The 20,587-nt window shown below is 64.9% G+C and carries 23 protein-coding genes; 5 read left to right on the top strand and 18 right to left on the bottom strand.

Annotation, left to right across the window (positions count from 1 at the left end; all coding sequences use genetic code 11):
* Positions 1–106 precede the first annotated feature (106 nt).
* Positions 107–583, bottom strand: a complete 477-nt coding sequence (locus NJG22_RS16770; RefSeq protein ID WP_253096062.1) for a DUF4399 domain-containing protein — start codon at positions 581–583, stop codon at positions 107–109.
* A gap of 227 nt (positions 584–810) precedes the next feature.
* Here NJG22_RS16770 and NJG22_RS16765 point away from each other — a divergent pair, with 227 nt between their 5' ends.
* A complete protein-coding gene (locus tag NJG22_RS16765; RefSeq protein ID WP_253096059.1) occupies positions 811–1,272 on the top strand; it encodes a transporter substrate-binding domain-containing protein in 462 nt (153 codons plus the stop codon).
* Between the two features lie 85 nt (positions 1,273–1,357).
* On the opposite strand, the gene NJG22_RS16760 is transcribed toward NJG22_RS16765, so the two are convergent.
* Both NJG22_RS16760 and NJG22_RS16755 read right to left on the bottom strand, forming a co-directional pair.
* Complete coding sequence (locus NJG22_RS16760; protein ID WP_253096057.1) at positions 1,358–1,861, bottom strand: DUF523 domain-containing protein; 504 nt, start codon at positions 1,859–1,861, stop codon at positions 1,358–1,360.
* Positions 1,848–2,471: a 2OG-Fe(II) oxygenase gene (locus NJG22_RS16755; protein ID WP_253096055.1), complete on the bottom strand. Its 624-nt coding sequence runs from the start codon at positions 2,469–2,471 to the stop codon at positions 1,848–1,850. Before NJG22_RS16755 ends, NJG22_RS16760 begins: the two co-directional genes overlap by 14 nt.
* Positions 2,472–2,592: 121 nt before the next feature.
* Between NJG22_RS16755 and NJG22_RS16750 the strand changes: the two genes are divergently transcribed.
* Complete coding sequence (locus NJG22_RS16750; RefSeq protein ID WP_217851931.1) at positions 2,593–3,345, top strand: DUF2059 domain-containing protein; 753 nt, start codon at positions 2,593–2,595, stop codon at positions 3,343–3,345.
* Here the strand turns inward: NJG22_RS16750 and NJG22_RS16745 are convergent, their stop codons facing one another.
* On the bottom strand, positions 3,346–4,272 hold the full coding sequence (locus tag NJG22_RS16745) for an alpha/beta hydrolase (RefSeq protein ID WP_253096053.1): 927 nt from the start codon (positions 4,270–4,272) through the stop codon (positions 3,346–3,348).
* Between the two features lie 168 nt (positions 4,273–4,440).
* On the opposite strand from NJG22_RS16745, the gene NJG22_RS16740 reads away from it, so the two are divergent.
* On the top strand, positions 4,441–4,998 hold the full coding sequence (locus tag NJG22_RS16740) for a DUF6436 domain-containing protein (RefSeq protein WP_253096052.1): 558 nt from the start codon (positions 4,441–4,443) through the stop codon (positions 4,996–4,998).
* Here NJG22_RS16740 and NJG22_RS16735 read toward each other — a convergent pair.
* Positions 4,977–5,543 (bottom strand): sugar O-acetyltransferase, encoded by a 567-nt coding sequence (locus NJG22_RS16735; RefSeq protein WP_253096049.1) that lies wholly within the window; start codon positions 5,541–5,543, stop codon positions 4,977–4,979. The two genes, NJG22_RS16740 and NJG22_RS16735, sit on opposite strands and share 22 nt — an antisense overlap.
* A gap of 87 nt (positions 5,544–5,630) precedes the next feature.
* On the opposite strand from NJG22_RS16735, the gene NJG22_RS16730 reads away from it, so the two are divergent.
* Positions 5,631–7,997 (top strand): penicillin acylase family protein, encoded by a 2,367-nt coding sequence (locus NJG22_RS16730; RefSeq protein WP_253096047.1) that lies wholly within the window; start codon positions 5,631–5,633, stop codon positions 7,995–7,997.
* Between the two features lie 19 nt (positions 7,998–8,016).
* Here NJG22_RS16730 and NJG22_RS16725 read toward each other — a convergent pair whose 3' ends face one another.
* The 12 genes from NJG22_RS16725 to hslO form a co-directional block, all read right to left on the bottom strand.
* Positions 8,017–8,889, bottom strand: a complete 873-nt coding sequence (locus NJG22_RS16725; protein WP_253096045.1) for a transporter substrate-binding domain-containing protein — start codon at positions 8,887–8,889, stop codon at positions 8,017–8,019.
* Positions 8,886–9,659 (bottom strand): amino acid ABC transporter ATP-binding protein, encoded by a 774-nt coding sequence (locus NJG22_RS16720; RefSeq protein ID WP_253096042.1) that lies wholly within the window; start codon positions 9,657–9,659, stop codon positions 8,886–8,888. Before NJG22_RS16720 ends, NJG22_RS16725 begins: the two co-directional genes overlap by 4 nt.
* Positions 9,656–10,315 carry an amino acid ABC transporter permease gene (locus NJG22_RS16715; RefSeq protein WP_217851917.1) on the bottom strand — a complete coding sequence of 220 codons (660 nt, stop codon included), beginning with the start codon at positions 10,313–10,315 and terminating at the stop codon, positions 9,656–9,658. The genes NJG22_RS16720 and NJG22_RS16715 overlap by 4 nt, the downstream gene beginning before the upstream one ends.
* Positions 10,296–10,961 (bottom strand): amino acid ABC transporter permease, encoded by a 666-nt coding sequence (locus NJG22_RS16710; RefSeq protein WP_253096040.1) that lies wholly within the window; start codon positions 10,959–10,961, stop codon positions 10,296–10,298. The genes NJG22_RS16715 and NJG22_RS16710 overlap by 20 nt, the downstream gene beginning before the upstream one ends.
* 451 nt (positions 10,962–11,412) lie before the next feature.
* Entirely contained in the window at positions 11,413–12,198 is a 786-nt protein-coding gene (locus NJG22_RS16705; RefSeq protein ID WP_253096037.1) for a MetQ/NlpA family ABC transporter substrate-binding protein, read from the bottom strand.
* A 181-nt stretch (positions 12,199–12,379) separates the two neighbouring features.
* Positions 12,380–13,327 carry a sigma 54-interacting transcriptional regulator gene (locus tag NJG22_RS16700; protein ID WP_253096035.1) on the bottom strand — a complete coding sequence of 316 codons (948 nt, stop codon included), beginning with the start codon at positions 13,325–13,327 and terminating at the stop codon, positions 12,380–12,382.
* 64 nt (positions 13,328–13,391) lie between these two features.
* Entirely contained in the window at positions 13,392–13,973 is a 582-nt protein-coding gene (locus tag NJG22_RS16695) for an alpha/beta hydrolase (protein WP_253096034.1), read from the bottom strand.
* A gap of 347 nt (positions 13,974–14,320) precedes the next feature.
* Complete coding sequence (locus tag NJG22_RS16690; protein ID WP_028688526.1) at positions 14,321–14,722, bottom strand: biopolymer transporter ExbD; 402 nt, start codon at positions 14,720–14,722, stop codon at positions 14,321–14,323.
* Position 14,723: 1 nt separating this feature from the next.
* Positions 14,724–15,446 (bottom strand): MotA/TolQ/ExbB proton channel family protein, encoded by a 723-nt coding sequence (locus tag NJG22_RS16685; protein ID WP_253096033.1) that lies wholly within the window; start codon positions 15,444–15,446, stop codon positions 14,724–14,726.
* 30 nt (positions 15,447–15,476) lie between these two features.
* Positions 15,477–16,259 (bottom strand): energy transducer TonB, encoded by a 783-nt coding sequence (locus NJG22_RS16680; RefSeq protein WP_253096032.1) that lies wholly within the window; start codon positions 16,257–16,259, stop codon positions 15,477–15,479.
* 268 nt (positions 16,260–16,527) lie between these two features.
* The gene (locus NJG22_RS16675) at positions 16,528–18,069 is read right to left on the bottom strand and encodes a phosphoenolpyruvate carboxykinase (protein WP_253096031.1); all 1,542 of its coding nucleotides are present in this window, start codon (positions 18,067–18,069) and stop codon (positions 16,528–16,530) included.
* A 179-nt stretch (positions 18,070–18,248) separates the two neighbouring features.
* The gene (gene hslO / locus NJG22_RS16670) at positions 18,249–19,151 is read right to left on the bottom strand and encodes an Hsp33 family molecular chaperone HslO (protein ID WP_253096030.1); all 903 of its coding nucleotides are present in this window, start codon (positions 19,149–19,151) and stop codon (positions 18,249–18,251) included.
* Positions 19,152–19,260: 109 nt separating this feature from the next.
* On the opposite strand from hslO, the gene NJG22_RS16665 reads away from it, so the two are divergent.
* On the top strand, positions 19,261–20,061 hold the full coding sequence (locus tag NJG22_RS16665; RefSeq protein ID WP_253096029.1) for a phosphatase PAP2 family protein: 801 nt from the start codon (positions 19,261–19,263) through the stop codon (positions 20,059–20,061).
* 64 nt (positions 20,062–20,125) lie between these two features.
* On the opposite strand, the gene NJG22_RS16660 is transcribed toward NJG22_RS16665, so the two are convergent.
* Positions 20,126–20,527 (bottom strand): S4 domain-containing protein, encoded by a 402-nt coding sequence (locus NJG22_RS16660; RefSeq protein WP_253096028.1) that lies wholly within the window; start codon positions 20,525–20,527, stop codon positions 20,126–20,128.
* Positions 20,528–20,587: the final 60 nt, after the last annotated feature.

The following is a 20,587-nucleotide window of genomic DNA, read 5'->3' as shown; positions in this document are numbered from 1 at the left end:
CCCTCGGTTTCACCTGTTGGAGCCAGCCTTGCTGGCGAAACAGGCGAGGCGGTTGCAGGCGCAAGGCGTCGCCTTGCGTTCGCCAGCAAGGCTGGCTCCTACACGCTTACTTCACGTCTACTGTGATCTTCTGCGACTCGACACTTGGCTTGAACGGCACGTGGTACATGTCGCCCAGCACCAGTTGCAGGGTGTGCTTGCCTGGGGTCAGGGTAACGGTCGTCTCGGTCTGCGCCTTGCCGAAGTGCAGCACCTGCGGGCCGGCCGGCAGCGGGGCGTTGTTCTCCGGCATCAGGCTGGTGGGCAGCGGCTGGTCGGCCAGCGGAGCCTTGTCGACATCCACCAGCAGGTGATGGTGGCCAGTGTGCGGGGTCTGGTCGCCGGCGGGCTTCAGGCCCATGCCTTCGATGCCGAACTTGACGGTGAAGGTCTTGTCGACCGTGGCCCCGTCGGCCGGGGAAACGATGAAGACCTTGGCGCCTTCCGGTGGCTGCTGGCTCTTCAGGGCATCCGCGGCACTGGCGAACACCGATACCCCCATCAGCAGACCGGCGACGGCAGCACGCGAAAATAGGCTTTTCATTCACTTCTCCTGTGATTCACTTCAATTGACCGCTATCGCTTAAACGAAGTGCAGCGGTACTTCACCATAGTCCACCTGCACCTGGAGTGGTTCAAAAATCGCCGCGCAAATATTTGCGCACCATGGCAAACATAAGGCTTGGGCCGAGGTCATAGGCTGCGTTCGACCGGCGCACGCACAAAGCGCCGGCGGATGAAACCCTCCTGCCAAACAACAAAGGGGCTCTCATGCGTTTGACCATTGGCGTACTGCTGGCAGCACTGTTCACTCCACTGGCCCAGGCCGAACTGTTCGATGAAATCAACGACCGGGGGGAGTTGCGCATAGCGGTACAAAGCGACGCCGCGCCCTATGCCTTCAAGCAGGACGAACACCTGACCGGCTTCGATATCGAGCTTGGCCAGGCCTTGGCCCGGGAACTGGACCTGCGCGCCGAGTTCATCGAAACGCCCGCTGCGCAAGCGCTGGCGGGGGTGGAGAGCGGCAAGGTCGACATCACGGTCGACAAGCCCGATACAGAAAACCAACGCCCACCCGCGTTGAGCGCCAGCCAACCCTTTGGCGACCAGCACCTGGTGATTCCATTCCAGAAGGACAATCCGGCGTTCGAAAGCGCGCTGAACAATGCCTTGCAGCGACTCAAGGACAATGGACGCCTGGCCGAGCTGGAACAGAAGTGGTTCCCGTAGGCGCCACGCCACCGATCCCGTAGCCAGCCTTGCTGGCGAACAGCCCTGAAAACGCTGTGAAGCCGTGCGCCAGCAAGGCTGGCGCCTACAGTTCGGCGTGGCTCAGGGCCTGCGCGGCCTGGTCCAGCTCCAACTCGCTGAACACCAGCACCCCTTCGCGTCGCAGCAACGCCGTGGTCACCCCTTCCCCCGTCACCTTCATGCCCGTGAAGCTGCCGTCATAGGTCAACCGATTGCCGCACGACGGGCTGCCAGACTTGAGCACCGCCACGCCGATGCCATGCCGGCGCACCAGCGCCAGCGCCAGTTGCGCCCCGGCCATGAACGCCGCACTGACGTCCTCGCCCGTCACGGTCAGCACCTGGGCCTGCCCGTCCAGCACCTGCCCACCCTGCCCGCCCGCAATCTCCGCGGGCGGACGTGGCGTCGACAAGCCACCGGCAACCTCCGGGCACAACGGCACCACCCGGCCCTCGGCCTGCCAGCGTTGCAGCAGGTCGGGATGGCCACTGGCCCGGCCGTCGTAGCGCACCGGCTGGCCCAGCAGGCAGGCGCTGACCAGCACCTTCGGCTGCTCAGAACGGGTCATTGCCACGGCGCCGGAACCAGCCGGTCAACGACAGGCGCTCGCGCCCGGCCGGCAGAACTTCATGGGGCACATCGCCGGAGAGGAACACCACCAGGCTACCGGCGAGCGGCTGCACGTCGTGCTCGACGCCCTCGGCCAGGAACATGCGCAACTGCCCACCGTCGTCCGCCTGCCAGCCCTCGTTGAGGTAGAGCACGGCGGAGACCATGCGCCGGTCATCGTCGCGGAAGCGATCGAGGTGACGTTTGTAGAACGCCCCCGGCGGGTACAAGGCAAAGTGGCATTCGAAATCCTCCAACCCCAGGAACAACCCCTGGTTGATGGCCTGGCGCAAGCCATCCATCTTCTCCAGGTAACGGTCGCAGACGTCCGATTCCCCAGGGTCGATCCACTGGATCTGGTCGCCGCGAATCGCCTCGCGGATCTCCTGCGCGGCGCCGCGCCCGACCCCGGCCGGGTTGAGCTCACCTTCGGCGTAGCGGCGTCGGCACTCGGCGGCGAGCGCGCGCGACAGCTCGGCGGGCAGGAATAGGGATTGCTGCGACCAGCCACGGGCGGCCAGGTCGTCGACGATGGCCGACAGCAGCGAATGTTCGGAAGGATTGTGCATGGCGCATCATATCCATTCGCCCGTCACTCGCACAGCGCCACTTGGTCAGGAACCGCCATTGGCGTCTCGACAAAGCCCCGCCACGCCACGGACAATAGCCGCCTGCCGACAGGAGTCCTGAATGCGCCGTTTGTTTTCCCTGCTAGTGCTGCTGACCTGCACCATGCCTGTCTGGGCAGACAGCCTCGACCAACTGTACAAGGCCGCCGGCTGGCCCGACCAGCGCGCCCATTTCAACGATGCCGTGAGCGCCGCCCAGCAGCGCTACCGCAACAGCCTGCCGCCTGCCGTCTACCAGGCCCTGGTCAACAACAGCAACCAGCGCTTCCAGGCCCAGGCCATGGATCGTCGCGCCCAGGCGCAACTGCGCGCCAACCTGGGCAACCCGACGCCGGCCCTGGCGTTCTTCCAGTCGCCGTTGGGGCGCAAGGTGGTGGCCGCCGAGCTGCTGGCCACGCGCAAGGACCAGCTGGCGAAGAACGCCAAGGGCCTGCCGAAGATCCAGGCCAGCGACAACCGCCTGCTGATCGTCGGCCACCTGGCCCAGGCCCTGCCCGCGCGCGAAGCCGGTGCCGAAGTCAGCCTGGCCATCGCCGGGGTGGCCGCCGACAGCCTCAGCTCGATGCTGCCTGGCTTGTTTGGCGGCGGCCAGGCCCAGAACCTGCTCGACGGCCAGCGCCAACGGCTGATGAACCAAGTGGGCGAAGACTTGAACAACACCTTGCTGTATGTCTACCGCGACCTCTCCGATGCCGAGCTCGAGCAATTCGCCAGCTTCGCCGAGTCCAGCGACGGCCAGGCCTACTACAAGGCCGCGGTGAGCGCGGTGCGCGCCGCCCTGGCGGTGGGCCAGAACGCCGCCGAGCTGAAGTGATCAGCCCAGGCGCTGGCCGATGAAGTCGAAGTAACGCTGGCGAATGCCGGGCAGTTCATTGGCCAGGTGATGCCGCGCCTCGGGCAGCATGAGGATCTGCGGCTCGGCGAACTTGGCCTTGAGCACCTGCAGGTTGTAGGGCCAGTCCACCGTGCCGTCCGCCTCGCCCTGGACGATCAGCAGTCGCCGCGGGCTGCGCGGCGCCGCCTCGATACGCCGGATCCACTGCACCAATGCCCCGACCCAGGCGGTCGGCAGGCGCCGTGGCTGCAAGGGGTCGGCTTGGAGAAACGCCAGGAAGGCCGGGTCGTTGGTGTTCTCGCTGAAGCGCCGCTCGATACCGTTGACGAAGTGACGCAGCAGGCAATAGCTGAGCTTGGACCAGTGCCAGGCGCGCGGGCGAACCAACGGCGCCAGCAGGATCACCTCGCCGTCCGCCGGGCTCTGCTCGCCATGCAGCAACAGATGATCGACCACGATCGCCCCACCGGTACTCTGCCCGCACAGGTGCCAAGGCCGCGGCAGGCCGAGCTGGCGCGCCTGCTCGAACAAGGCATCGAGCACCTGCTGGTAACGCCCGAAGTCGTCGATGCTGGCCCGCTCGCCACTGGACAAGCCATGCCCCGGCAGGTCGCAGGCGATCACCGCAAAACCCTGGCGCAGCGCCCAGGCGATCACATGACGGTACAGGCCCATGTGGTCGTAGTAGCCGTGCAGCAGGAACAGCGTGGCCTGCGCCTGCTCGGGCAGCCAGGCCTGGCCGACCAGGTCGAAGCCTGCCGCCTGGAAACCGCCCAGCCAGCTGTGCACGGGCAGGTCCAGGCCGTAGAAGCGCTGGTAGGCCTGGCCCTGGGCGGACAACGGCTGGCGCGCGGTGAGGGGCGACAGGCTGGTGCGCAGCAGGTCGGGGTGAAAACTGGCAGGCATGGTAGATCCGAAGTGCAGCGAGTATTGATCTGCGATATTCAGCTCTGGGCCGCGCCATGGCAAGCTTGGCGCCTTTTTCAACGAACCACGCGACCTGCTGGGGACGATGGCTGAACAGCGGCCATCGCGGGGCAAGCCCGCTCCCACGCACAGCGCGCCAAGGCACCTATGGCCAAGCGATTGCTCACACTTCTTGCACTGCTGCTCTGCGCTGCCGCCCTGTGGTGGGCCTACGACAGCTTCCAGCGCCGCTACTTGCGCCCGTTCGACAACCAGGCGACCTTCTTCGATGGCAGCCAACTGCGCCTGCCAGCCGAGCTGGCTGGCCCCGGCCCGATCCGCGTGGTGCATTTCTGGGACCCGGCCTGCCCCTGCAATGTCGGCAACCAGCAGCACCTGGGCGAGCTGGTCGCGCAGTTCGTCCCACGGGGCGTGCGCTTTTACGTGGTGCAAAAACCCGCCAGCCACGGCCAGCTCCCCGCCAACCTCACCGCCCTCAAGCCCCTGGCCAGCCTGCCCGGCAGTGAACGGCTGCCCGCCACGCCCGCCGTGGCGATCTGGGACCACGCAGGCAATCTCGCCTATTTCGGCCCCTACAGCGAAGGCGCGGTGTGCAACTCGAGCAACAGTTTCATCGAGCCGATCCTCAAGGCACTGGAACAAGGGCGCCGGGTCCAGGCCTCCAACACCCTCGCGCTGGGCTGCTACTGCCCCTGGGCCGGCTGACGCTGCCGCGCCGGGTTGCCCACCACCACCGCCCCCGCCGGCACATCGCGGGTCACCACGCTGCCGGCGCCGACCACGGCGTTATCGCCAATGCTCACCCCGGGCAGGATGATCGCCCCGCCGCCGATCCACACGTTGTCGCCGATGCTCACCGGCCGCCCGCTTTCCAGGCCGCTGCGGCGCAGTTCCGCGTCCATGGGGTGGTCGGCGGTGTAGATCTGCACCGCCGGGCCGATCTGGCAGTCGGCACCGATGCGCACCGGCAGCACATCGAGGATCACGCAGTTGAAGTTCATGAAACTGTTGGCGCCGATGCTGATGTTGTAGCCGTAGTCGCAATGGAACGGCGGGCGGATCACCGCACCGTCGCCGACCTGGCCGAAATGCTCGAGCAGCAGGGCGTGGCGCGCGTCGTTGAGCAACTCGACGCTGCTGTTGTAGCGGTGCATCCAGTGCTTGTTGGCGATCTGTTCGGCCTGCAGTTCGGGACAACCGGCATGGTAGAGCTGGCCGGCCAACATCTTCTGTTTTTCGCTGAGGGACATGGAAACTCCTGTCAGGGGACTATGCTCAGTTCGCGATTGCGTCGATGATCGGACCACATTTAACCCTCGAATGCACAAGGAGTTTCGATGAAGCGCAGCCTGACCCTGCTGGCGGTGGTGATCGCCGTGGCCGCCGCCGGCACCGGTTACTGGTACGTGCAGGGCAAGCAGCCGCAACGTGAGGGCGAAGTGGCCGTCGCCGGGCTACAGGCACCGGTCAGCGTGCGCTACGACGCCCGTGGCGTACCGCACCTGCAAGCGCAGAACCAGGCCGACCTCTATCGCGCCCTGGGCTACGTGCACGCCCAGGACCGGTTGTTCCAGATGGAAATCATGCGCCGCCTGGCCCGCGGCGAACTGGCCGAGGTGCTGGGCGCCAAGCTGCTGGCCACCGATACCCTGTTCCGCAGCCTGCGCATCCGCGACCAGGCGGCGCTGATGGTGCAGCGACAAGACCCGCAAGCGCCGGCCTGGCAGGCGCTGCAGGCCTACCTGGATGGCATCAACCAGTGGCAGGCCAGCCACCCTAAGCCGATGGAGTTCGACCTGCTCGGCATCGCGCCACGGCCTTTCAACGCCGAAGACACCCTGAGCATTGCCGGTTACCTGGCCTACAGCTTTGCCGCGGCGTTTCGCACCGAGCCGGCGCTGACCTACATCCGCGACCAGCTCGGCGCCGAATACCTGAAGATCTTCGACCTCGACTGGCAAGCCGACGGTGCCCTGGGCTCGCCCCTGGCCGGCGCTGACTGGCGCGGCCTGGAACGACTGGCGCGGCTCAGCCAGGATGCCCTGGGCGATGCCGGCATCCCGCAGTTCGAGGGCAGCAACGCCTGGGCCGTGGCCGGCAGCCGTACCCACAGTGGCCGGCCGTTGCTGGCCGGCGACCCACATATCAGCTTCGCCGTGCCGGCGGTGTGGTACGAGGCCGAGCTGTCGGCGCCAGGCTTCAGCCTGTATGGCTATTTCCAGGCCCTCAACCCGTTCGCCCTGCTTGGCCACAACCGCGAGTTCGGCTGGAGCCTGACCATGTTCCAGAACGACGACGTCGACCTGATCGCGGAGCGGACCAATCCGCAGGACCCCGAGCAGGTGATGGTCGACGGCAAATGGCAGCCACTGGAGAAGTCCGAGCAGAAAATCGCGGTCAAGGACGCGGAGCCGGCCAGCATCACCTTGCGCCGCTCGCCCCACGGCCCGATCGTCAACAGCGTGCTCGGCGACACCGCTGGCCCGACGCCCATCGCCATGTGGTGGGCCTTCCTGGAAACTGACAACCCGATACTCGAGGGTTTCTACCAGATCAACCGCGCCGACACCCTGGCCAAGATGCGCGAGGCGGCAGCCAAGGTCCAGGCACCGGGGCTGAACCTGGTATGGGCCAATGCCCGCGGCGATATCGGCTGGTGGGCGGCGGCGCGGCTGCCAATCCGCCCGGACGGCGTCAACCCGGCGTTCATTCTCGATGGCGCCAGCGGCCAGGCCGACAAGCCGGGCTTCTACCCGTTCAGCGCCAATCCGCAGCAGGAGAACCCGGCCAGTGGCTACATCGTTTCGGCCAATTACCAGCCACCGGGCGCACTGCCCGTGCCCGGCTACTACAACCTGGCCGACCGGGGGCGCCAACTCGATCGCCTGTTACACGACCCGGACATCAAGTGGGACACCCAGAACAGCCAGGCCCTGCAGCTGGACACCAGCACCGACTATGGCCCGCGTATGCTGGCACCGCTGCTCGGCACCTTGCGCAACGTCGCCCAGGGCGACGAAGAGAAAGAACTGGTCGAGCAACTGGCGGCCTGGCGCGGCGACTACCCGCTGGACTCCACCAGCGCCACGCTGTTCAACCAGTTCCTCTACGAGCTGGCGTTCGCCGCCCTGCACGACGAACTCGGTGATACCTGGTTCGCGGTGCTTATCAGTACCCGTGCCATCGACGCTGCTTTGCCTCGCCTGGCTGCCGATCCTGAATCGCCCTGGTGGAACCTGAGCGGTAGCAACGAACACACCGATCGCAACGCCATCGTGCGCCTGGCCTGGCAGCGCAGCCTCAAGCACCTGCGCGCGACCTTGGGCAAGGACCCGGCCAGCTGGCAATGGGGCAAGGCCCACACCCTCACCCACAACCATCCGCTGGGCGTGAAGAAGCCGCTGAACCTGTTGTTCAATGTCGGCCCCTACGCCGCGCCGGGGAGCCACGAGGTGCCGAACAACCTGTCGGCGAAGATCGGCCCGGCGCCCTGGCCGGTCACCTACGGACCATCCACCCGGCGCCTGATCGACTTCGCCGACGCCGGCGCGGCGTTGACCATCAACCCGGTCGGGCAGAGCGGCGTGCCGTTCGACCGGCACTATGGCGACCAGGCGCAGGACTACATCGACGGGCGCTACCACAAGGCGCGGATGGGGGTGATCCCGGCGCAGAGCACGTTGCGCCTGGTGCCGGACAAATAATGGCCAGCGCGTTGCACAATCACCCCTGCCACTTGCCCCCTTCGACGATCACGCTCTCGGGCTTCGTGTCGTCGCTCAGCTCTTTACGCACGTACTGGTCGTACAGCTTGAGCAAATACTGCTCCTCGCCCAGCTTGGCCAGCTCGGCGTTCACCCAGTCACGCAGCTCGGTGTTGCCCTTCTTCACCGCCGGGGCAATCGGCGCTTCATCGCCCAGCAGGTCCGGCAGCACGCGGTAGCCCGGATTCTGCTTGGCCCAGCTGAACAGGATCAGATTGTCCTGGGCGTAGGCGTCGCCACGGCCGTTGGCCAGGGCCGCCAGCGACTCGGTGTTCTTCTCGAACTTGAGCAGCTTCCACTCCGGATGGGTCTTGCTCAGCCAGATATCGGCAGTGGTGCCGGTGGTGACGATGATGGTCTTGTCGGCCAGCTCGTCGAGCTTGCGCACCGGGCTGCCGTCGGCCACGAGGGCTTGCACCGCCACGCGCAGGTTGGGGTTGGTGAAGTCCACCACCTCCTTGCGCTCCGGGGTGACGGTCATGTTGGCGAGGATCAGGTCGACCTTGTCGCTCTGCAGGAACGGAATGCGGCTGGCCGGCTCGACGGCAACGAACTCGACCTTGTTTTCGTCGCCCAGCAGGTCCTTGGCGAAACGCCGGCCGATGTCGGTGTCGAAACCGACGTAGCGGCCGCTTTCATCGACGAAGCCGAACGGCGGCTTGTCGGTGAACACGCCGACGATCAGCTTGTCGCGGGCCTTGATGGTTTCCAGGTAGCTGCTGGCCGGCGACGCGGCAGCAGGCTTGGCCGGTTCCTCGGACTGGTTGCAGCCGGCCAGCAGGGCCAGGCCGAGCAAGGGCGCGAGCAGTTTGGCGAACGGGGCAGTCTTCATGACAGTTCCTTTTGCGATGACGTGGGCAGGCTTTCGACGAACGAGAATTTCTCCAGGAACTGCTGCGCGCGTGCGGTTCGCGGTCGGGTGAAGAAGTGCTCGGGGTGACTCTGTTCAAGGATCCTACCGGCCTCCATGAACACGATGCGGTCGGCCACCGCGCGGGCGAAGGCCATTTCGTGGGTGACGATGAGCAGGGTCATGCCGTCGCGGGCCAGGCCCTGGATCACCTGCAGTACCTCCTTGACCATCTCCGGGTCGAGGGCTGCGGTGACCTCGTCGAACAGCATCACCTGGGGGTTCATGCACAGCGCGCGGACGATGGCGATGCGCTGCTGCTGGCCGCCGGAGAGCTGGCGCGGGAAAGCGTCGCGCTTGTCCAGCAAACCCACCCGCGCCAACAGCGCCTCGGCCTCGGCCAGGGCTTCGGCGCGCTCGCGCTTCTGCACCTTGAGCGGACCGAGCAGCAGGTTGTCGAGCACGCTCATGTGGCCGAACAGATGGTAGCTCTGGAACACCATGCCGACCCGTTGGCGCACCTGGCGCCAGTCGGTATCCGGTCCGAGCAGTTCCTCGCCGGCCAGCCGCAGGCTGCCGCCCTGGGCCGTCTCCAGCCCGTTGAGGCAACGCAGCAGGGTGCTCTTGCCACAGCCGCTGGGGCCGAGGATCACCACCACCTCGCCGGCGTGCACCTGCAGGTCGATGTCGGCGAGCACCTGGTGCTGGCCGAAGAACTTGTTGAAACCTTGGAATTCGATCAATGGGTTCATGCGTGGGCCCAGCGCCGCTCGAGCACGCGCGAGGCGGCGGACAGCGGATAACAGACAAGGAAGAAGAACAGGAACAGCGCGCCGTAGATCAGCACCGACTCGTAGGTGCGCTCGATGATCTGCTGGCCGGCCTTGATCACCTCGACCACGCCGATCAGCACCGCCAGCGAGCTGGTCTTGACGATGCGCGTGTAGAGGTTGATGGTCGGCGGGGTCATGCGCTTGAGCGCCTGGGGCAGCAGCACATAGCCGTACAGCTGCCAACCGGACAAGCCGATCGACAGCCCGGCCTCGCGCTGGCCGCGGGGCAGCGAGCGCAACGCGCCGCGCACCACCTCGCCGACCTCGCTGGCGCCCCACAGGCCCAGCACCAGCACCGCGCACCAGAAACCGGGAATGCTCAGGCCGAAGAAGATCGGCAGGCCGAAGAACACCAGGTACAACCAGACCAGCACCGGGATCGCCCGGAACAGCTCCAGGTACACCTGCAGCAAGGCATTCAGCAGCCGATTGCCGAGGCTCGCCAACACACCATAGAGCACGCCGCCGACGGTCGCCAGGACAATGCCCAGCGCCGAGATCGCCAGGGTTTGCCCGGCGCCGGCCGCCAGTTGCGGCAACGACACCTGCAACAGCTCAAAGCCCGAACTGGCCATGTTGCAGCCTCCGTTCCAGGTAGCGCAGCAGCAGCGACAGCGGCAGGAAGATCAGCACGCACAACAGGGTCAGCACGGCGAGCATCTCGTAGGTCTTGTAGTACAGGGCGATGTAGTTCTTGGTGGTGTAGAGGATCTCCGGCACCGCCACCGCCGAGACCACGGTGGTCTCCTTGAGCAGGAACACGAAGTTGGCGAACAGCGCCGGCAGGCTGAGGATGCCAGCCTGGGGCAGGATCACATGACGCAGCAGTTGGCCTTCGGACAGGCCGATGGCGCGTCCCGACTCCAGCTGCGCCGTTGGCACCGCCTCGACCCCGGCGCGCAGCACCTCGGTGAGGTAGGCGCCGCCCATGAAGGTCATGGTGATGATCGCCGCGCTGAAGCCGGAGACTTTCAGCCCCAGGCTCGGCAGCGCGAAGTAGACGAAGAACAACTGGATCAGCAACGGCGTGTTGCGTGCCAGTTCCACGTAGCCCTTGACCAGGCGCCATAGGTACGGGGTACGCAATACCAGCAAGGTGGCGTTGACCAGCGCCACCAGCAACGAGGTGGCGATGGCGATCAGCCCGACCTGCAGGGTCACGCCCACGGCCTTGAGGAAAGCCGGCAAGGTGCTGAGCATGAAGGCGGTGTCGAAGCTCATGGTTGGCGCCTCGGCACGGGATCAAGAGGGTACGGCATGGGTGCGTCCAGGGTCGGCACGAGGGTCGCTCGGCGTCGTTCATAAGAGATGGCGTTGTGCCGGTAAGCACGTTGGACAGACTTTACGGGTATAAAAAGAAATTTATAAATACCCATATTGCATAACGATATCCCTGGCGGGGCTAACGATAAAAATCGTTCATCGTGGGGGGATCTTTCAGCAAGATTGCCCCTCAAAGGGGTTCAGATCCTGTCTTGCACGGCCATCACCCCTACAAGGACGATAACGATGAACAGCCCTTGCTCGCCGACCGCCAACGAACAACTGCTATGGCTGCTGGCCCTGCGCCGGGCGCTGGCCAACGCGTAGCGAACAGCGCCAACGGCACAAACGAAAACGCCGACGCAATGGCGTCGGCGTTTTTCATGCCCGGGCTGGTCGATGCCGCGTATCAGAACGCCGGCAGTACCGCGCCCTGGTATTTCTTCTCGATGAACGCCTTCACTTCAGGGCTGGTCAGGGCCTTGGCCAGCTTCTGGATGGCGGCGCTGTCCTTGTTGTCCGGACGGGCTACCAGGAAGTTCACGTACGGCGAGTCGCTGCCTTCGATCACCAGGGCGTCCTTGGCCGGGTTCAGGCCGGCTTCCAGGGCGTAGTTGGTGTTGATCATGTCCAGGTCGACCTGGTCCAGCACGCGCGGCAGCATGGCCGATTCAAGCTCCTTGAACTTGAGCTTCTTCGGGTTCTCGGCAATGTCCTTGGGCGTGGCCAGGGCGTTCTTCGGGTCCTTCAGGGTGATCAGCCCAGCCTTTTGCAGCAGCAGCAAGGCGCGACCGCTGTTGCTGCCTTCGTTGGGGATGGCGACGGTGGCGCCGTCCTTCAGCTCGCTCAGGCTCTTGACCTTCTTCGAGTAGCCACCGAAGGGTTCGACATGCACGCCGATCACGGTCTCCAGGTGGGTGCCCTTGCCTTCGTTGAAATTCTTCAGATACGGCAGGGTCTGGAAGTAGTTGGCGTCCAGGCGCTTCTGGTCGACCTGCACGTTGGGCTGGACATAGTCGGTGAAGACCTTGATCTGCAGGTCCACGCCTTCCTTGGCCAGGGTCGGCTTGATCAGTTCGAGAATTTCAGCGTGCGGCACGGGCGTGGCGGCGACCACCAGTTTCTCGGCGGCGTTGGCCAGGCCAGTGAACGACAGGGCGGCGGCCAGGGCGGTGGTCAGCAGGGTCTTTTTCATGGTGATCCTTGTTCTGGAGCTGGGCCATCGCAGATGGCGAGTCGGGTGCCCATCCGTTCGGGTGGACATGCAGCCGACGATACCGGGATTTTTTATTCCGTAACAATATCTTTTGATTAGCTGCTTATTCCAAAAACAAACTGCGATCACCGCCTTTTCTTATGAGCGCGCGCCCAGCGCTCTAGGGTGTGGCTTGGCCGAGTCTTGCCAGGTTCTGCGCGAGCAACTGGCGCAGCGTGTCGAGGGTCTGCGGCTCGCCGCTGCTGCCCAGTTGCTCCAGTTGGCGGGCCAGGTTGGCCAAGGGGTCGAGGTTCGGCAGGTCGAGGTGCTCGGGGCGGATGTCCTCGCCGTCACTGACCAGCAGGGCAAAGTGGATGACGTTCTCCAGTTCGCGGGTATTGCCCGGCCAGGCATGGGCTTCCAGCGCCTGTTGGGCAGCCTCGCTGATCAGCGCCACGGGGCGGTCCAGGCGCACGCTGTAGATCCCGACGAAGTACTCGGCCAGAGGCAGGATGTCGCCGATACGTTCGCGCAACGCCGGCAGGGCCAGTTCGCCTTCGTGCAGGTAGTGGTAGAGCCGCTCGTTGAAGCGCCCGGCTTGCACCGCCCTGGCCAGGTCGATGCTGGAGGCGGCCACCAGGCGCACGTCCACCGGCTGCGGGTGCGCGGCACCTACCCGGGTTACCTCGCGGTTCTCCAGCGCAGCCAGCAGCTTGGCCTGGATGGCCAGCGGCAGGTCGGCGATTTCATCCAGGTACAGCGTGCCGCCGTTGGCCGAGCCGAACCAGCCGGCCCGACTGCTCGCGGTGCCGCCCTGGCTGCCGGCGCTGTAGCCGAACAATTCGGCATCGGCATAGGTTGGGCTGATCGCCGCGCAGTTGACCGAGACGAACAAGCCGCCGCGGTCGCTGGCGCGATGGATCTGCCGCGCCAGCAGCTCCTTGCCGGTGCCGGTTTCACCGCGAATCAGCACCGGCAGCGGTTGCGGCGCCAAGCGCTCGAGGGCCTGGCGCAACGCCTGCGAGCGCGGATCGACGAACACCAGGGCCTTGGCCCGGATGCTCAGCGGGCTCTTGTCCTGTTCCGGAAAGGTCAGCAGCGGCTGGCCGAAAGGGCTGTTGAAAGTCATGCAATGCTCCCGCCCCGGCCATGGCGTGCCGAGGCTTCAGTGCGTTCGAGGAAAAACCGCCGCCTCAGGCGCGGCGCAAGGCGCGCTGGTCGATACGGGCCTGCAGGCGATAGAGGTAGGCGAAGCCTTGCTCCCAACGCTCATGGCCCGACTTGACGTTGATATGCCCGGCATTGGCCAGCAGCCCGGCCTCGGCGCCCCAGGCCCGCGCCAGGTGCAACGCGCGCGGCACGCTCACCGCGGGGTCGTTGTCGGAACTGACCAGCTGGCTGGGGAACGGCAAGGCCTGCAACGGGATCGGCGCGAAATTGCGCAAGGCCGGCGCGCAGGTCGGTCGTTCGACATCCGCCGGCGCCACCAGCAAGGCTCCGCGCACCCGCCGCAACAGCTGTGGGCTGGCCTGCGCGGCCCAGTGGGCGATCGTGACGCAACCCAGGCTGTGGGCGATCAGGATCACCGGCGTGCGTTCGGCGTCGATGGCCTGCTCCAGCGCCTGCACCCAGTCCGCGCGCTGCGGGGTGAGCCAGTCGCGCTGTTCGACCCGGGCGCTGTTGGGCAGGCTGCGTTGCCAGTGACTCTGCCAATGGTTGTCTGGCGATCCTTGCCAGCCCGGCACAATCAGGTAACGAATCGACTCATTGCGCATGGGGACGCCTCCGGAAGTTTGCGTGCTTGGCTGCAAGTATAGGGAGAGGGTTATATTCGTAAAGGAATAAGAAGATATTTATTTATAACCAAAATTATTTAAAAGCAACTGTCTTGCACAGTGTTAAGCCCTGCGCCTCTCCCCTGTAGGAGCGGCCTCGTGTCGCGAAAGGGCTGCGGAGCAGCCCCGGGATTTCAGTGTTTATGCACAGATCGCCGGGGCCGCTTCGCAGCCCTTTCGCGACACAAGGCCGCTCCTACAGGGATCCAGCCCGACTACAAAAAAAAGGGCCATCCCCTGCCAAGGAAAATGGCCCCTAAGCACTTGCCTGAAGAGGGTTGCGCCGGTCAGCGCGCGGTAATCACCGCCAGCTTGCTGATCCCGGCCCGCTCGATGGCCGCCATCGCCCGCGCGACCTCGCCGTAGTTCACACCATCATCGGCCTGCAACTGCACGCGCAGTTCGGCGTCCTTGTCCTTGGCAGCCTTGAGATTGGTCTCCAGCAGGTCCGGCTGGATTTCGTCCTTGTTGATGAACAGCTTGCCGCTGCCATCGATGCTCACCACCAACGGATCCTTCTGCTCGACCGGGGCCACGGCCTCGGTCTTGGGCAGGTTGATGGGAATGGCGTTGGTCAGCAGCGGCGCGGTGACGATGAACACCACCAGCAACACCAGCATGACGTCCACCAAGGGCGTGACGTTGATTTCACTCAACACTTCGTCGCTGTCCTGGGTCGAGAAGGCCATGTCAGGAGGCCTCCTTCACCGGCTGGGTGAAACCGGCCTGGGCCTTGTGCGCCGCCGGGTGCAGCAGCACGCGGAAGGCACTCTTCTGCGCCAGGCCATAGAAGTCGTGGGCGAAGTCGTCGAGGTCGGCGGCGGTCAGCTTGAGGCGGCGCAGGAAGTAGTTGTAGACCAGCACCGCCGGCACCGCGACGGCGATCCCCACACCGGTGGCAACCAGCGCCGCGCCGATCGGCCCGGCCACGGTTTCCAGGCTCGCAGAGCCCGCCGCGCTGATGCCCTTGAGCGCCTCCATGATGCCCCACACCGTGCCGAACAGGCCGATGAACGGCGAGGTACTGCCGATACTGGCGACCACTGCCAGGCCGGTTTCCAGCGAGCGCCGCTCGCGCACGATCTGTTGGCGCAGGGCACGCTCGAGGCGGTCCTGGTGATTGATCGCCTGGCTCAGGTCACTGGCCTGGCCCGGTTCGCCCACGGCAATGGCGGCATAGCCGGCCTGGGCGACCCGCGCCGCCGGCCCGGGCTGATCCTGGCTGATCTGCGCGGCCGCATCGAGGCTGGATGCGGCCCAGAACTGCTGGTGGAAGCGCTTGTCCTGGCGCTTGAGGCGCACGAACTGCACGACCTTGACCAAGGCCAGCGCCCAGGTGGCGACGGAGAAACCCACCAGCAGCCAGATGACCGCGCTTTCAACAGACTCGAGAGGGGATGCCAACAGGCTCATGATGTAGTCCTTCCTTTGTGCGATCGCGAATTAACGAAGCTTGAAATCGATGGGCACGCTGACCCAGCCCGCCTGTGCCACCTCGCCCTGCTTGGCCGGGACGAAGCTCCAACGCTTGACCGCGGCCAGCGCGGCCTCGTCCAGGGCCGGGCGACCACTGCTCTGCTGGACCTGGATCTGCCCCGGCTTGCCGCTGGGCAGCACTTCGACGCGCAGCAGCACGGTGCCCTCCCAGCCACGGCGCAGGGCCATCTGCGGGTACTCCGGCGCCGGGTTCTTCAGGTAGGCGGCATTGGCCGACGGCGGCGTCACCGGGGCCGGCGCAGCAGGCGGCGCAGCGGCCACAGGTGGCGCAGCAGGGGCCGGGGCTGGTTTTGGCTCGGGCTTGGGTTCTGGCTTGGGCTTAGCCACCGGCTTGGGTAGCGGTTTTGGCTTGGGCTTAGGTTTGGCCGCCAGTTCATCGACCACCGGCGGTGGCGGCGGCGGCTCGACCGCAGGTGCCAGGGGCGGTGGGGCAACGACCGGCGGTGCCGGCGCGGCGAACTCGATGGTCATGGGGGGGATCTGGGGCGGCACGATCGGCAGCGCCGGGGTCGGCGCCTGGCTGACCCAGTAGGCCGCGGCGCCGTGCAGCGCCAGCACCAGCAGGCCCAGCGCCAGTTGGTCGCGGCGCTTCAGGCCACTGACCGGCGCGCGCTGCAGGCGTTGCTGGCCAAGCGGCAGACGTAGCGTGCGCCCGAGCTCGACCAGGTCACCCGCTGCCGGGTGCCATGGCTGGTCGTAGGCCCTGACGGCCGTCTGGACATTACCCATTGCTCAAACTCCTGGGTCTCGATTCAGGTGTGTGGCTGAATCATCGACGCCAGAGGCTTATGCAATTAAGTACTTTTTTATATTAAGTCTAGAACTTTTAAATCTAATTGATTTGGATGCTTGTTCCAGCCCCCGCAATCCAAGGGCTGCAGCCAAATCGGGGCCCGACCATGCCCTGAGTGCATGAAAAAAATGCCCCAGAGGCATTCGCCCGGCATAAAAAAACCCGGGACCAGGCCCGGGTTCTTCGTGCAACCGTGTCGCAACCTTACAGTTGCGGACCGGCGGCCTTGATGGCATCGGATACGTCGAACTTCTTGAAGTTCTCGATGAACAGGCCGGCCAGGCCCTTGGCCGCTTCGTCGTAGGCGGCTTTGTCAGCCCAGGTGTTGCGTGGGTTGAGCAGCTCGGTCTCGACGCCCGGAACGGCCTTCGGCACGTCCAGGTTGATGATGTCCAGGTGCTCGGTCTCGGCACCGACCAGCGCGCCGCCCTGGATAGCCGCGATCACGCCACGGGTGGTCGGGATGCTGAAGCGCTTGCCAACGCCGTAGCCACCGCCGGTCCAGCCGGTGTTGACCAGGTAGACCTTGGAGCCGAACGCCTTGATGCGCTTGATCAGCAGCTCGGCGTAAACGCCGGCTGGGCGCGGGAAGAACGGTGCGCCGAAGCAGGTGGAGAAGGTCGACTTGATGCCGCTGCCCGAACCCATTTCGGTGGAGCCGACCAATGCGGTGTAGCCAGACAGGAAGTGATAGGCCGCCTGCTCGTTGTTCAGGATCGACACTGGCGGCAGCACGCCGGTCAGGTCGCAGGTCAGGAAGATGACCGCGTTCGGCTCGCCGCCCAGGTTCTTCTCGGAGACCTTGGCCACGTGGGTCAGCGGGTAGGCTGCGCGGCTGTTCTGGGTCAGGCTGACATCGGCGTAGTCGGCGTGCTTGGCATCGTCGATGACGACGTTTTCCAGCACTGCGCCATGCTTGATGGCTTTCCAGATGACCGGCTCGTTCTTCTCGGACAGGTCGATGCACTTGGCGTAGCAACCGCCTTCGATGTTGAAGACCACGCCCTCGCCCCAGCCGTGCTCGTCGTCACCGATCAGGTAACGGCTTTCATCGGCCGACAGGGTGGTCTTGCCGGTGCCGGACAGGCCGAAGAACAGGGTCACATCGCCTGCTTCGCCAATGTTGGCGGCGCAGTGCATCGGCAGCACGTCGGCGGCCGGCAGCAGGAAGTTCTGCACCGAGAACATGGCTTTCTTCATTTCACCGGCATAACGCATGCCGGCGATCAGCACCTTCTTCTGGGCGAAGTTGATGATCACGCAGCCATCGGAGTTGGTGCCGTCGCGCTCGGGCTCGCACACGAAGTTGGCGACATTGAGCACCTGCCACTCACCGCGGCCAGCCGGGTTGTACTGGACCGGGTTGATGAACAGGCAACGCCCGAACAGGTTCTGCCATGCAGTCTGGGTGGTCATCTTGACCGGCAGGTAGTGCTCGGCCGCAGCGCCTACGTGAACGTAGGATACGAAGTGATCCTGGGCGTTGTTGAACGCCTCGACGCGGTTCCACAGGGCATCGAACTTGTCGGCCGGGAACTTGCGGTTGATCGGGCCCCAGCCAATCTGGTCCTGGGTGGAAGGTTCTTCGACGATGAAACGGTCAGCCGGCGAACGACCGGTGCGGTGACCGGTTTCCACCACCAGCGCGCCGGTATCGGCCAGCACGCCTTCACCGCGGGACAGCGCTTCTTTTACCAGCTCATCGACGCTCAGGTCGGTGTACACGGTGTTGTTGGCTTGCGTCATGAGATACCCCATCCGGCCCGAGGCCGAGTGCTCCAAACGTTTTGTAGTTGTCTTAAAAAAACTACTACAGCGAAAAAAGTGGCCGGATTATGCCAGAAAAGCCCAAAAAAAGTAGGCCCCTCCTGTCAGAACTGCGCTTTTGCGCAATTCGACAGGAGATAGTCCTGTAGTGAACCGTTTCAGTGCTGAGTTTCTGAGGGCGCCTCGGTGCCACCGCCGGCAAACAATTGCGCGACATCGGTGGCATCGAACAGATAGCGCTCGTTGCAGAACTGGCAATCGATCTCGACAGTGCCGCCACATTCGGCCACCAACGCCGTGGCATCGGCCTCGCCGAGGCTGACCAGGGCGTTGCCCGAACGCTCGCGCGAGCAGCTGCACTTGAAGCGTAGCGGCTGGATGTCGAACAAGCGCACGGCATCCTCGTGGTAGAGGCGGTGCAGCACGGTTTCGTTGTCCAGGCCAAGCAGCTCCTCGGCCTTGACGGTGTTGGCTAGGGCCTTCACGTGGGCCCAGCTTTCCTCGCGCTCTTCGCTGTCCTTCTGGCGGTCGGCCGGCAGTTGCTGCACCAGCAGGCCACGGGCGCGCTGGCCATCGGCAGCCAGGGAAATACAGGTGTTGATCTGCTGCGACATGACGAAGTAGTTGGTGAAGCACTCCGACAGGTCCTTGCCGTCCAGCTCGACAGTGCCCTGGTAGCGTTGGCCGTTGACCGGAATGATGGTCAGCACCAGGTGGCCGCCCGGCATCAGGTCGGCAAGGCTGGCGTGCGCCTCGATCTGCTCCGCTTCATAGCGCGCCAGGCCACGAATGTCGTGCTCGCTGGTGTACTCGATGGCCAGCAGCGGGACCGGGCCCTGGGACTGCGCCTGGAGGATCAGCAGGCCATCGAACTTCAAGGTGCCGACCAGCAGCGCGGCGGCGGCCATCAGCTCGCCGAGCAGTTGCTGGACCGGCTGCGGATAGGCGTGCTTGGCCAGCACCTCGGCGTAGCTGCGTTCCAGCGCGACCATCTCGCCGCGCACATCGCGCTCGTCGAAGATGAAACGTTGGGTGAAATCGGTATCTGGCAAGTCGCTCATGGTTGTCTGGCTATCTGAAAATGATGACAAAATAATGTCCGGAGACTAAAAAGTCCGTCGCAGAGCGCTCACGAGGCGCTCATTTCACGTTAGGAGATCGAGGTATCTTATGGACAATCGACCACTGTTCCAAGCGAGGTGGTCCTGGGGACCCCTGGCAGCCTGCACCCTGCTGCCCATCGCTCTACTGTGTTTCTGGTTATGGCCCGTTGGCCAGATCCTGTGCCTGACTTTCGACGAATGGCTGTTCCATAGCCTCAACGCGCCCTTGGCCGACAATGTCGTCTGGCGCTCCATCTGGGCCGTCGGCAGCCTGCGTCCATTCGACATCCTGGTCGGGCTGATCATGCTGTCGCTGCTGATTCGCGGCGATTGGGTCTTCAAGGCCGTGCAGGTGCGCCAGGCATTTTTCGGCTTCCTGGTGACCCTGCTCCTGTTAGTGGTGGTTCGCGCGCTGTTTTCCAAGTGGGTCAGCGCAATGGGTTGGCAACACAATAGCCCATCGATGGTGTTCGACAATGCCGTGCACCTGAGCGACTTCTACCCGAACATGGAAAAGAAATGGGAACTCAAGGACCGCTCCAGCCAGAGTTTCCCGGGTGACCACGCCTCGGTGCTGCTGATCTGGGCGTTGTTCATGAGCCTGTTCAGCCGCCGCCTGATGCAGCACCTGGTAATCTGGGCGCTGGCCCTGCTGTTCATGCTGCCGCGCCTGGTGGCCGGTGCCCACTGGGGCCAGGACGACTACATCGGCGGCCTGCTGATGGCGGTGCTGGCATTGGGCTGGAGCTGCCACACTCCCCTGGCGGCCAAGGCCAGTGCGGCGCTGGTGCGCTGGACGGCGCCGCTGTTCCGGTTGTTCGGCAAGTTGCCGCTGATCGGGCGCATGAGCGTCATGCGCAACGCCTGATCGACCGATCGCCGGGCAAGCCCGCGCCACGGTGTGCCTGCGTGGGCGCGGGCTTGCCCGGCGATTACTCGAAACTGCCATGCAGCTGGTGAATCTGCCGCCGCTGCTTTTTGTTCGGCCGCCCATCGGTGGTCACGCCCATCGCCCCTGCCTTGCGCATTTCGGCCGCCTGCTCGCGCCGCTTCACGCTCTCGGCGGTCTCCTCGTACAACGCCTGCGCCTGCGGCGCGCCACGACGCACCAGCGACAGCGCCTTGACCCGCACCGTGCGCTCGTCAAAACCGGTGCGCAAAACGAACTCGTCACCCACCCGCGGTTCCTTGCCCGGCTTGCAGCGCTCGCCACGACAATGCACCTTGCCGCTTTCGATGGCCGCCTTGGCCAGCGCGCGGGTCTTGTAGAAACGCGCCGCCCACAGCCATTTGTCCAGGCGGACCTTGTCTTCGTCTTCAGGCTTTTGTGCCATGGTTTTTCCTCGAATTCTGTCTTTCACGGAACTGTACTACCGTGACTGACGGATGCAAAA

The sequence above is a fragment of the Pseudomonas sp. VA159-2 genome (assembly GCF_024126635.1).
Lineage (GTDB): Bacteria > Pseudomonadota > Gammaproteobacteria > Pseudomonadales > Pseudomonadaceae > Aquipseudomonas > Aquipseudomonas muyukensis.
This window is presented reverse-complemented; position numbering and strand designations above follow the sequence as displayed.